Annotated in this window: 11 protein-coding genes and 1 tRNA gene; 4 read left to right on the forward strand and 8 right to left on the reverse strand. The window is 36.9% G+C overall.

Features of this window, described 5'->3' with window-relative positions:
- Positions 1 to 80: 80 nt before the first annotated feature.
- Positions 81 to 2,492: a carboxy terminal-processing peptidase gene (locus tag LK994_RS10490; protein WP_229760031.1), complete on the forward strand. Its 2,412-nt coding sequence runs from the start codon at positions 81 to 83 to the stop codon at positions 2,490 to 2,492.
- Between the two features lie 52 nt (positions 2,493 to 2,544).
- Here LK994_RS10490 and LK994_RS10495 read toward each other — a convergent pair whose 3' ends face one another.
- From LK994_RS10495 to LK994_RS10520, 6 genes are all read right to left on the reverse strand, one after another.
- Positions 2,545 to 3,054, reverse strand: a complete 510-nt coding sequence (locus tag LK994_RS10495) for a DinB family protein (protein ID WP_229760032.1) — start codon at positions 3,052 to 3,054, stop codon at positions 2,545 to 2,547.
- Positions 3,055 to 3,137: 83 nt separating this feature from the next.
- Positions 3,138 to 4,829, reverse strand: a complete 1,692-nt coding sequence (locus tag LK994_RS10500) for a S8 family serine peptidase (RefSeq protein ID WP_229760033.1) — start codon at positions 4,827 to 4,829, stop codon at positions 3,138 to 3,140.
- Between the two features lie 97 nt (positions 4,830 to 4,926).
- A complete protein-coding gene (ispE, locus tag LK994_RS10505; RefSeq protein ID WP_229760034.1) occupies positions 4,927 to 5,760 on the reverse strand; it encodes a 4-(cytidine 5'-diphospho)-2-C-methyl-D-erythritol kinase in 834 nt (277 codons plus the stop codon).
- Between the two features lie 102 nt (positions 5,761 to 5,862).
- Complete coding sequence (locus LK994_RS10510; protein WP_229760035.1) at positions 5,863 to 6,450, reverse strand: bifunctional nuclease family protein; 588 nt, start codon at positions 6,448 to 6,450, stop codon at positions 5,863 to 5,865.
- A gap of 107 nt (positions 6,451 to 6,557) precedes the next feature.
- Positions 6,558 to 7,520 carry an electron transfer flavoprotein subunit alpha/FixB family protein gene (locus LK994_RS10515; RefSeq protein WP_229760036.1) on the reverse strand — a complete coding sequence of 321 codons (963 nt, stop codon included), beginning with the start codon at positions 7,518 to 7,520 and terminating at the stop codon, positions 6,558 to 6,560.
- An 83-nt stretch (positions 7,521 to 7,603) separates the two neighbouring features.
- Complete coding sequence (locus LK994_RS10520) at positions 7,604 to 8,347, reverse strand: electron transfer flavoprotein subunit beta/FixA family protein (protein ID WP_229760037.1); 744 nt, start codon at positions 8,345 to 8,347, stop codon at positions 7,604 to 7,606.
- Positions 8,348 to 8,458: 111 nt separating this feature from the next.
- Here LK994_RS10520 and LK994_RS10525 point away from each other — a divergent pair, with 111 nt between their 5' ends.
- Both LK994_RS10525 and tilS read left to right on the forward strand, forming a co-directional pair.
- The gene (locus tag LK994_RS10525; protein ID WP_229760038.1) at positions 8,459 to 8,779 is read left to right on the forward strand and encodes a tetratricopeptide repeat protein; all 321 of its coding nucleotides are present in this window, start codon (positions 8,459 to 8,461) and stop codon (positions 8,777 to 8,779) included.
- A gap of 307 nt (positions 8,780 to 9,086) precedes the next feature.
- Entirely contained in the window at positions 9,087 to 10,472 is a 1,386-nt protein-coding gene (gene tilS, locus LK994_RS10530) for a tRNA lysidine(34) synthetase TilS (protein ID WP_229760039.1), read from the forward strand.
- Here the strand turns inward: tilS and LK994_RS10535 are convergent.
- Positions 10,455 to 11,108, reverse strand: a complete 654-nt coding sequence (locus LK994_RS10535; protein ID WP_229760040.1) for a rhomboid family intramembrane serine protease — start codon at positions 11,106 to 11,108, stop codon at positions 10,455 to 10,457. The two genes, tilS and LK994_RS10535, sit on opposite strands and share 18 nt — an antisense overlap.
- A gap of 31 nt (positions 11,109 to 11,139) precedes the next feature.
- Entirely contained in the window at positions 11,140 to 11,613 is a 474-nt protein-coding gene (locus LK994_RS10540) for a 23S rRNA (pseudouridine(1915)-N(3))-methyltransferase RlmH (RefSeq protein WP_229760041.1), read from the reverse strand.
- 72 nt (positions 11,614 to 11,685) lie between these two features.
- Between LK994_RS10540 and LK994_RS10545 the strand changes: the two genes are divergently transcribed.
- Positions 11,686 to 11,759, forward strand: a tRNA-Arg gene (locus LK994_RS10545).
- Positions 11,760 to 11,906 lie beyond the last annotated feature (147 nt).

An 11,906-nucleotide genomic window follows, 5' to 3' on the forward strand; every position in this document is an offset into this window, starting at 1 on the left:
ACTGGTCACGGCGTTAATAACAACTAATTAATACCTTTTTACGTTAATTTTACTGCATGATTAAAATCAGGGAAATGATTATGAAAAACAAATTTTTGGTAATTCTTTTTGTGCTTGCCGGAGCTGGGTTGTTTTTGGCTTTTCAACCTCATTCAATTAATACAGATAATCCAAAGGCTAAAAATGAAAGAATACTGCGGAATGTGGGGCTTTTGCTGGAACAAGGACACTATAGCCCTAAAGAAATTGATGACAATTTCTCTAAAGAGGTATTGAAAGTTTTTCTGAAGACCTTAGATGATGATAAAAGTATTTTTTTACAGTCAGATATTGATGGCTTTAAAAATTATGAAACCGTTATTGATGATGAAATACATGCCACTAAAAAAATAGAATCGTTTTATGCTATTAGTGATGTGTACACAAAAAGATTAAAAGAGGTTTCAGAATTGCTGGATGGATTGTTAGCCAAACCATTCGATTTTAACGTGGATGAATCTGTTGTACTAGATGGCGATAAACTGGAATATCCTAAAACCGAAGCTGAAAGAAAAGAAGTTTGGCGTAAACGGCTAAAATATATTGCTCTGACCAAATACGTTGATATGCTTGATGCAAAAGAAAAGAATAAAGGGAAAGCTACTGTAAATGCGAAACCTTTACTTCCTGAAATAGCTGTCAATGATATCAATGATAAAACAACCATCAGTTGGACAAATAACTATAAGACGATTATCAGCTATATTATTATTCAGCAGTCGCCTGATAGCAATAAAAATTTCAGAAGTATTGCTTCTATTAAAAATCCTAATGAAGCGGAAAATGCTTATGTCGTTCCGGTTGCTTATAGAGGAACAGGGAGCCTTTACAGAGCGATCGTAGTTTTCCAGCAGGGCAAGTACTTTGTTACCAATTCCTTTAAAGCTGAAACCCAGGACGACGAAACGACCATGGAAAGAAAGGCCAGAGAACAAACCAAAAAGCAGATTGGTCGTTATTTTACCACGTTAAAAAATCACAATACAAATGATGAATTGTTCAGCGAATTTGTAAATGCTATCACCAATACAATGGATCCGCATACAGATTATTTTGCGCCGATAGATCAACGTTTTTTTGCTGAAAGCATGAGCGGTACATTCTTTGGTATTGGGGCACAATTAAAAGAAGAAGAGAGCAAGATTAAGATATCAAGCCTGGTTACCGGTGGTCCGGCATGGAAATCAGGAGATCTGCAGCCAGGGGATGAGATCATTAAGATTGGTGAAGGAAAGAAGGAGCCGGTCGATGTAACGGGGTATTCTGTATCAGATGCGGTAAAGTTGATCCGTGGTGAAAAAAAGGGGACAGAAGTAAGATTGACATTGCGTAAAGTAGATGGCTCAATTAAAGTGATCTCTTTGCTAAGAGATGAAATAAAAACGGATGATACATTTGCTAAAAGTGCGATCATTAATGGAGAAAAAAAGATCGGCTATATTTATTTGCCTGTTTTTTATATGGACTTTGATAATCCTGCCGGAGCAAGATGTTCACAGGATGTGGCTAAAGAAATCGAAAAATTAAAAGCAGAGAATGTAGAAGGTATAATTATGGATCTGCGTGGAAATGGAGGTGGATCTTTGCCTGAAGTGGTGAAAATGGCTGGGTTGTTTATTGAAGAGGGGCCAATTTGCCAGGTAAAGGGCAGGGATGAAAAACCTTATGTATGGAGAGATAGAGATAAAGCAGTTCAATATAGTGGTCCTCTAACAGTGCTGGTTGATGAAAACAGTGCCTCAGCTTCTGAAATATTTGCTGCGGCCATTCAGGATTATAAACGTGGTATCATTGTAGGCAGTAGCTCTACTTACGGTAAAGGAACAGTGCAACGTAGTATTCCTTTAAATCCTGAAGGAGGCGATGATAAAAAAGTGGAGGATCTTGGAACAGTAAAAATGACCATGCAAAAATTTTATCGGATCAATGGTGGAGCAACACAATTGAGAGGCGTAACACCTGATGTGATCATTCCTGATAGGTATGAATTCAGTAAAAGCAGAGAAAAAGATAATCCATCTGCGTTAGGTTGGGATGAGATTGCAAAATCAGATTATGTACCGCTTTCAAACACTTATAGCGAAGAAGTGGTAGTACAAAATGCGACTACTAATGTTACTACCAATACTAATTTTAAGCAATTAGAGCAAAACCTGGAGTTAATCGAAAAGTATAACGACAAACAGTATTCGTTGAATTTAAATAAATTCAGAGAGGAACAAAACAGATTAAAAGCTTTATATAAAAGTTTGGATAGTCTTACTAAGCTGCCTAAAGAATTAGATGTAAAAAATACTCAGGCAGATCTGTCGAAAGTAACTGCAGATAAAGAAAAGATAGAAAAGAACAAGTTCTTTATAGACAGGATCAAGTCTGATATGTATATTGAAGAAGCGTTAAAAGTTATGAATACGATGATCAGTCAAACTAATTTGGCCGCACAAAAGAATTAGACCCTGATACGAAAACAGTAAGCCGTTCGATGTATATTGAACGGCTTTTTTGTTACAGATACCTTTCCTTTATAGTATTGATATGATGATATAAATGGCCAATAATTAAAAACCCAATACTTATTACAGAAGATTCATTATTATTAGCAATGCCACTTGCCGCTAACGCTTCGGGAGTAAAGCTATGAAATAACATTTCAGTGCTGGTTCTCACAGCATAAAATTCTTCTTTTAAACTTTGCCATGTCCGGTTGTTGGCATTTGTATTCACCGCATAATCATCTTCTTCAAAACCGGGCAAAGGTGTTTTATCAAATCTGGCAAAAGTCAGAGCACGAAAGCAAAAGATGCGTTCAGCGTCTATACAATGTTGTAGCAGGTCTTTCAGTGTCCATTTGCCGGGAGCATAGGAGTAATTTGCCTTTTCTTCACTGATGCTTTCAAGTAAATTTTTGATGATTGTAAATTGGTTGGTATAGGCATCAGATAACTTATCCTCTTTTACCAATTGTAAATAACGTTCTACGTATTTGGGGTAATTTCCTAATGAAGTATTTGTCATAAAAATAGATTAAATGATAATAAAAAAGCCGGGATTTTACACCCGGCTAAATTAAAGAATATTTACAAATCAGGTTAGTGATGTTATTTCTTCTTCTTAACTGTTTTAGCTTTTGCAACTGGGGTAGCTTTACTTGCTTTTCTTTCTCCCTTTAATGTAGCGGCTAATTTCGCAGCTTCGTAGGCATTAACTATGCCTCCTGTTTTACAAAGTGTGCTTAATTTAGTCAGTTCATCAGTGCCGGGGATTTTTACATCAATATCCGGAGCCTGAGCTGTTTTTTCAATTACATATTTTAATTGTTTAGCACTTAGTGTTGGAAAATATTCCAATAAAAATGCAGCAGTGCCGGCTACTACTGGGCAAGCCATGCTAGTACCGGATGCATTACCATAAGTGTTACCACCTGGTATTGTAGAATAGATCTGTACACCTGGAGCAAATACATCTACTTCTTGTTTTCCTATATTACTAAAGCTAGCTGTGATTCCACCATTTTTAGGATCTCCGCTTGCACCAACAGTGATCCAGGTATTGGCTCTACCTTTACCATCAACAAAATTTGCATTAGGGAAATTATCAGTCGAATCCACATTTTTTGCATCATTACCTGCGGCATGTACCAATAATACACCTTTACTTTCAGCATATCTTACTGCATCATCAACCCATTGTTTTTCCGGAGAAAAATCTTTACCAAAACTCATGCTGATAATTTGTGCTCCATTGTTTACAGCATAACGAATAGCATTTGCAATGTCTTTATCGTGCTCATCTCCATCAGGAACGGCACGTACCATCATGATACGAACGTTGTCTGCTATTCCGTTAACTCCTTTACCATTATCTCTTACAGCACCAATAATACCTGAACAGTGTGTGCCATGGAATGGGGTAGAAGCCATTAAGTCATTATTGCCATAGTATCTGTCATTAATATTTGATTCATCATCTTTTACTATTTCTTTGCGATACTCTTTAGGAGGGTTTTGTTTTGCGTCATTTTTCCTTTCTTCGCCTGCAACATAATCATTTAATCCTTCCATAAATTCAGCATTGGTTTGTTCCAGTGCATCATTGGCTTTCATAAGTCCTAATAAGGAAAATTTTGCTTTCTTAACATCATCAGTTGTGGCTTCGTAAGCATCCAATTCAGTACCGGTAAATTTCTCTTTACCTATTGCCTTTTTTAAAATGCTATCGCTGGCCATCAGGTTTGTTTGTACTCTTTTGAGTGCTAAAAATTCAAATCCATGGTCATCCTGGCCATCAGCATTACCCAATATTTTTTGTTGCGCTTTTTTATACATGATAAGGTCGGCCTTGTCTGCCGCACTTACACTTGATTCATCCGGCACAACAGAACCGAACTTGCTCTTTAATCTGTGATATACCCTTGCAGCTTCATAACTATCCTCCTTAACATTTTGACCATCTTTACCACCTATAAAATTCCAGCCATGCACATCATCTATATATCCGTTTTTGTCATCATCTTTTCCGTTACCCGGAATCTCTTTGGGATTTGTCCATAATATGGGTTTTAGGTCTTCGTGTAAAGTATCAATACCACTATCTATAACCGCAACTACAACTGTTTTGCTTTTGAGTTTTTTCCCTTTTACAAAATCGTATGCCTTGTCAATACTGATCCCATAATAGCCTGTATTGGCTTTATCTAACTGGTGCCAGTTTTTAGGAACCTCTTCTTTTTGTGCAAAAATGCTGCTCGAAAGCAATAACGCAGCAGCAGATAAATAGGAAATTTTATTCATTTGTTTTGTTTTATTGTGATGCAATTTATTATAAAGGTTTGACAAGCGATAACCGTTTGTCAAATAGAACTGATTTCAAATTAATATTAACAGAAAATTACAATTGAATGGTTTTGGTGTAATAACTGTCAGGAAAACTGAGGTCGGGGGGTATTTCATTAGCAAATATCCCATAAACAGTACTGCCACTTCCACTCATAGAAGCATATACAGCTCCCGATTGGTAAAGTTGGTCTTTTATTTTTTTTATATCTGGATATTGAGCAAAAACAATGGGCTCAAAGTCATTTGTAATGGTATTCTTCCATTCAGTTACCGGCGAATATATCAATGATGATAAAGTTGTTTTGGTAACGACAGGTGTTTGCAATCTTATTTGTGAAAAAGCCTGTGCTGTATTAACATGTATTCCAGGATTGATAACAGCAATTTTATATCCCGAAAGATTCAAGGCGATCTCTTGCAGTATTTCACCACGGCTGGTTGCAAAGCAGGGTTGATTAATGATAAAGAATGGGCAATCACTGCCTAATTGCAACGCATGATCAATGAGTTGTTGGGTTGATAAGCCCAGGCTGAATTTTTTATTTAATAGAGATAACGCAAAAGCACCATCCGCAGACCCGCCACCTAATCCGGCTCCAGTAGGGATAATTTTATGCAAATGCATCTTTATATTAGGTAGCTGAGGGAACTCGTTTTTAAGAAGATGGTAGGCTTTTACACAAAGGTTTTGATCAGTATTGCCGTCAATTTTATTACCTGACATAGAAAATTCAACCTCTTTGTTAGTTGAGTCGGAAGTAATGATCTCTAAGACATCGTGTAATGGGATGGGATAAAATGCAGTTTCAATATTATGATATCCATCATCTCTCTTTGAGATAATATGCAGGCCAATGTTTATTTTACAGTTTGGGAAGACAAGCATTGTTAAGACGTAATTAGTAATGGATAATTAATAAGCAAATGCAAATTGTTGGGTAAATGTATAAAACCACGAGGGCTTAAAAAGTCCATTATCAAATTTCAACTATTTTTTTCTGCTTTTTATTTCATCCCTGATAGCGATCGCTCTGATATAATCTTCCTGTTCCAATACTTCATTCAGTAAAACATCAAGCTCTTCCAGGGATAAATTGTGCAGGTCATTTTCTGGTGGAGCAGTTTCTGCAGAAACTGTAGTGGTAGCTTTTTTCTTTTTTTCGTCAGCTTCCATTAAAATTCCGGCGCTATCTAAAATAGTATCATAGGTAAAGATCGGGCAACCAAAACGTATGGCCAAAGCCAATGCGTCTGAGGTTCTGGAGTCTATGTCTACAGTGTCTTTGGATGTACTGCAAACTAATTTACTGTAAAAAATTCCCTCCTGTAGATCATTGATAACCACTTCATGCAGTTCAATATTGAATGCCAGCATGAAATTTTTCATCAGGTCATGAGTAAGCGGTCTGCTTGGCTGCATTCTTTCAAGCGCTACGGCAATTGCCTGTGCCTCAAAGCCGCCGATTACGATGGGTAAGCGGCGTAACCCATTAACTTCTCCCAGTACCACTGCATAAGAATGTGATTGGGTAATGCTGTGAGATAAGGCTACTATTTCCAGTTCTATCTTCTTCATAATAACATCGATGCCGTTTGGCGAGACAATTTGTATTTCAAAGGCAAATATAAAAAATAAAGCCTTCCAAAAATTTTGGAAGGCTTTCAAATCAAAAATCAAAATAATTAGACAATTCCTTTTAGCTTTTTAACTGCATCGGTAATTTTAGGAATCACTTCAAAGGCGTCACCCACAATACCATAATCGGCTGCCTTAAAGAAAGGAGCTTCAGGATCCTTATTTATAACTACAATAACTTTACTTCTGTTTACGCCTGCCAAATGTTGAATGGCGCCTGATATACCAATAGCTATATATAAATTGGGAGCGATAGCCAAGCCAGTTTGCCCTACATGCTCATGATGCGGACGCCAGCCGGTATCAGCAACGGGGCGGCTACAGGCTGTAGCAGCTCCCAACGCTTTTGCCAGATCTGTTACTAAAGCCCAGTTTTCAGGCCCTTTTAATCCACGACCGCCACTAACAACGATTTCTGCTTCACTCAAAGGGACTTCCCCAACAATTTTATTGGTATTGGTTATCTGTACTTTGGCCGAATCAATTGAAACAGCAAGGTCGGACACTTCAGCGGTCCCATCTGTTGTTTTTATTTGATATGAGTTTGGATTAAGTGATATGATCTTTACAGGCGTATTAACAGCCACATTTGCAAATGCTTTTCCGCTGAAAACGTTTTTCTTAACAACAAATCCATTAGTGGTGTCAGGCAACGCAACCGCACCAGAAACTAATCCGGCTTTTAAACGAACACTCAAACGTGGAGCAATGGCTTTGCCGTTAAAGTTGTTTGATAATACAATTACGGTAGCATTATTGGCAGTTGCAGCCTCAGCAATGATTTTGGTATAGACCTGTGCATCCATGTGATTGAGCACTTCGTCAGCAACCTTATGTATTTTTTTTACACCATACTTTCCCAATCCGCTGAGGTCGTCAGTAACATTACCCAATACAATCGCCTCTACAGTTGTACCCAACTGTTCAGCAACTTTAGCGCCATATGATGCAGCTTCTAAAGAAGATTTTTTTATTTGTCCGTCTGATTGATCTAAAAAAACGAGTACCATATAATTGATAATTTTAAAAGTTTTTATTTTAAAGATCTAATTGATAGCAGCCTAATCGTCAGCTATCAATTATTCATTATCATTTAAAATGCTTTTGCTTCTTCGTGCAGCAATCTAACCAGTTCCTCAGGATTATCTGCACTCACCAGTTTAACGCCGGCTTTTGCAGGAGGCAGATCAAAAGATGCGACAGAGGTCAACGTTTCTGCGGCAACCGGCTCTACTACTTTTAAGGGTTTTGTTCTTGCCCCCATTATTCCTTTCATATTGGGAATTCGTTGTTCTGCAACGCCTTTTTGACAACTAACTACTACGGGTAGTTGCACTTTGTCTGTTTCTTCTCCACCTTCGATCTCTCTTACTATGATTGCATTTGCCCCGTCAATATCAAACTTGGTAGCTAAAGAAACATAGGGGAGATCGAGTAATTCTGCCACCATACCACCAATGGAGGCCCCATTGTAATCAATTGTTTCTTTTCCTGTAAAAATGAGATCGTAGTTGCCTTCTTTTGCAATGGCAGCAATTTGCGAAGCAATATAATAGCTATCGTGGCTATCAGTATTTACCCGAATAGCTTCATCACCACCTAATGCCAGTGCTTTTCTGATGATCGGGTCTGCATCAGCAGATGCAACAGTAATTAAATGTATCACAGCTGAAGTGTCAGCTTCTTTCAGTTCAATAGCTCTTACCAGGGCATACCATTCATCGTATGGGTTGATGATCCATTGTACGCCATCGGCAGCAAATTTCGTATTGTTATCTGTGAAGGCTATTTTTGCTGTCGTATCTGGAGTTTTACTGATACACACTAAGATTTTCATATAGCAACATTTTGAATCTAAAAATAAGTTGTTTATGCAACTAATACAAATATAACAGAATAATTGATAATTGATAAATAATAATTGATAATTTTTTTACAATAGAAATACATGGATAGGATCAGCAAATTGAAAGAATACCTGGCAGCAAATGATAAGGATAGTTTTTTACAACATGCGCTGGCATTGGAGTATATAAAAATTGGGAATGATGAGGATGCTCGTAATTTGTTTAATGAAATTTTGTTACGTGAGCCTACGTATATAGGGTCTTATTATCATTTAGGTAAACTGCTTGAAAGAGTTGGCGATGTTAAAAAAGCAATGTTGATCTATGAACGAGGCATGTTTGAAGCAAAGAGGGCAGGAGACAATCATGCGTATAACGAATTGCAGGGTGCATTGGAAGAGATCGGTGATGAGGATCTTTGATTTATGTTAGATAATATTCAAGTAGTACAAAGTAAGAAATGATTGCAACAGAGGAAATACTAATGCTTATTGCTCTTTTTTGATAAAAGAAAAAACATAAAGATACAGGCAATAATAATCCGGGAGGAATACTTGCAATAATAGAGGGGGTAGCTATCTTTAGTATTACAGATGCAGGAATCAAAGGGGATATTAATTGGTGGTTTGTTTGAAGAAACGTCACGTATCCCATCAGTATTACTAAAGTGTGTACGACTAATAATATCCTGGAAGGAATCTCTAATTTGTGCATGGATATATTTTAAAAATGAATGTAGTAAAAAAAATTAAGGATCATATTGCAGCTGAAAATTTATTTCAGCCAAACGATAGGTTATTACTTGCCGTTAGCGGAGGTGTAGATTCTGTGGTGCTATGTGAGATTTGTAAACAGGCTGGATACAGTTTTGTTATAGCGCATTGTAATTTTAATTTAAGAGGAGCCGATAGCGAAAGAGACGAAGCTTTTGTAAAAAAACTTGCTGAAAAATATCAGGTTGATTTTTTTGTGAAACATTTTGACACAGTTGCTATTGCTAAACAGCAAAAGAAATCTATTGAAGAAATAGCAAGAGAGCTGAGATATGAGTGGTTCAATGAATTAATAAATGATCAAAGGCAAGGCAATAATAACGCTCATTCCATTGCCAATTGCCAATTGCCAGTTGCCCGTTGGATACTTACTGCTCACCATGCGGATGATAATATTGAAACAGTACTGATGAATTTTTTCAGAGGTACAGGTGTCAAGGGCTTAAGAGGGATCTTGCCTAAACAAAACAAGATCATCAGACCAATGTTATCTATCAGGAAAAATGAGTTAAGGCGTTTTGCGCAAGAAAACGGGCTTGAATTTGTAGAGGATCATACCAATGCTGAAAATGATTACACCAGAAATTATTTCAGAAATGAACTGATACCGGCAGTAAAAAAAGTATATCCGATGGCAGAAGAAAATATTTTACAAAATATTGACCGCATGATAGGAGTAGAAATGTTGTATCAGCAAGCGGTTGATCTGCAAATAAAAAAATTGATAGAGCAAAAAGGCAATGAAATTCATATCCCCGTTTTAAAGCTGTTAAAAGTATCTCCACTGTCAACAGTAATGTATGAGATAATAAAGGATTTTGGTTTCACGGCGCATCAAACAGACGAGGTGATCTTATTGCTTAAAAGCGACACGGGTAAATACATTCAGTCGGCAACCCACAGAGCCATTAAAAATCGGAACTGGCTGATAATTTCTCCTAATAAAACAATTGACGCGGCTACCATTTTGATTGAATCTTCGAATCAACAAATTGATTTTTCAGCAGGTAGTATAACATTCAGGGAATTATCTGCAGAAACCTTTCAATTCCTAACGGATAGCAATGTGGCTTTGCTGGATGCAGATAAGATCAAATTTCCCTTGCTGTTGCGAAGATGGAAACAAGGAGATTATTTTTATCCCCTGGGAATGCAGAAAAAAAAGAAGGTCAGTCGCTTTTTAATTGATCAGAAATTATCTCTTACACAAAAAGAAAATGTTTGGGTAATTGAAATGGATAAAAAAATTATTTGGGTTGTGGATATGCGTATTGATGACAGATTTAAGATCAACGATAAAACGAAACAGGCGTTGCAGTTAATATTAACCCGTGCCAAATAGGGTTGGGTGTTTTAGTTCTTCTATGATAGCGGTAAATAATGCTGGTTGCAAAACAGCGATCAGTGCCAGAGTATAGATGAGTCCAAAGATCGACCCCCATAAATGTGCATCATGATTAATATGGCCGCCACCTCTCTTGCTCATATACACACAATAGAAGATGTAGAGAATAGCATAAGCAGCTGCAGATACTCTGATGGCTCCGTATAAATAAATACTGCTCCATGGGCTGAAAATAATAGTGGCAAAAACTACTGCTGACACAGCTCCTGATGCGCCAAGGCATAAATAATTTTCGTTCTGCTTTTGTTTATTGTAGGTAGGTAGGTCTGCGGCGATCATTCCTAAAAAATACAATGTCAGGTAGGCAATGCTTCCTCCCAAAGCGTATTCTCTGAAATAAAACTCCAGGTTTCTTCCAAAAAAATATAAGGTAAACATGTTAAAGAATAAATGCATCCAGTCTGCATGAATGAAGCCTGAAGTAATGAAACGGTAATATTCTTTTTGCTTACTCACACCATATGGCCACATGATTGTTTTATTGATGAGGTTCTGGTTGCCAAAGCCAATCAATGATATGATAACAGTAATACCGATCAGAAATAATGTAATAGGGAAGCTGCTGAAATTCATATTTTTATTTTATCAAAACTAAATTAATAAATTAACTGTGATGGTATTTTTCATTACGGATAATGGTACATGCTCTATATATTTGCTCTGACAATATCAATCTTACTAATTGGTGCGGAAAAACAAGTTGTGACAGGCTCCATTTTGTATTAGCTCTTTTCATTATTTCATCACTGACACCATATGCACCTCCAATTAAAAAAACGACATTTTTTACACTTTCATTGGCCCTATTCTGGATAAAACTTGCCAATAACTCACTGCTAAACTGTTTACCTCTTTCATCCAGCAATACCAGATAATCGTCTTTTTGCAACATATTCAGAATGATTTCTGCTTCTTTTTTCTTGAGTTCTGCATTATTGAGCACTGCAGCATTTTTGGGAGGAGGAATAATTGTCCAATTGGCCGGATAATAGTTGCTAATACGCTTTGTAAACTGCTCTACGCCTTCTTTTACATAAGATTCATGTGCTTTGCCAATGGTCCAAAAGTTGAGTTTCATATATTTTGATACTGCAAAATTGCTTAAAGACTTGGGAACAATAAAATAAATTTCTATATTTGCACCCCATTTGGCTGCGTAGCTCAACTGAATAGAGCATCTGACTACGGATCAGAAGGTTTTAGGTTTGAATCCTAACGCGGTCACAAAGTAAGAAGTCTCTTTATACTCATAATGAAGTATTTAGAGACTTTTTTATTTCTCTTATGCTATTATTAGGTACGCAAAACACTAATCTGCTTGTAAATTGCTTGTAATTTTTTACTAGTAACCTACATACTCCAAAACACAGA

The organism is Ferruginibacter lapsinanis (assembly GCF_020783315.1).
Lineage (GTDB): Bacteria > Bacteroidota > Bacteroidia > Chitinophagales > Chitinophagaceae > Ferruginibacter > Ferruginibacter lapsinanis.

What these genes read in the sequence shown, in the direction of transcription:
- LK994_RS10520 (WP_229760037.1), bottom strand. Translation starts at nt 8,347, where the DNA reads ATGAAAATCTTAGTGTGTATCAGTAAAACTCCAGATACGACAGCAAAA.
- LK994_RS10515 (WP_229760036.1), bottom strand. Translation starts at nt 7,520, where the DNA reads ATGGTACTCGTTTTTTTAGATCAATCAGACGGACAAATAAAAAAATCT.
- LK994_RS10525 (WP_229760038.1), top strand. Translation starts at nt 8,459, where the DNA reads ATGGATAGGATCAGCAAATTGAAAGAATACCTGGCAGCAAATGATAAG.
- tilS (WP_229760039.1), top strand. Translation starts at nt 9,087, where the DNA reads ATGAATGTAGTAAAAAAAATTAAGGATCATATTGCAGCTGAAAATTTA.
- LK994_RS10490 (WP_229760031.1), top strand. Translation starts at nt 81, where the DNA reads ATGAAAAACAAATTTTTGGTAATTCTTTTTGTGCTTGCCGGAGCTGGG.
- LK994_RS10510 (WP_229760035.1), bottom strand. Translation starts at nt 6,450, where the DNA reads ATGAAGAAGATAGAACTGGAAATAGTAGCCTTATCTCACAGCATTACC.
- LK994_RS10535 (WP_229760040.1), bottom strand. Translation starts at nt 11,108, where the DNA reads ATGAATTTCAGCAGCTTCCCTATTACATTATTTCTGATCGGTATTACT.
- LK994_RS10495 (WP_229760032.1), bottom strand. Translation starts at nt 3,054, where the DNA reads ATGACAAATACTTCATTAGGAAATTACCCCAAATACGTAGAACGTTAT.
- LK994_RS10500 (WP_229760033.1), bottom strand. Translation starts at nt 4,829, where the DNA reads ATGAATAAAATTTCCTATTTATCTGCTGCTGCGTTATTGCTTTCGAGC.
- LK994_RS10540 (WP_229760041.1), bottom strand. Translation starts at nt 11,613, where the DNA reads ATGAAACTCAACTTTTGGACCATTGGCAAAGCACATGAATCTTATGTA.
- ispE (WP_229760034.1), bottom strand. Translation starts at nt 5,760, where the DNA reads ATGCTTGTCTTCCCAAACTGTAAAATAAACATTGGCCTGCATATTATC.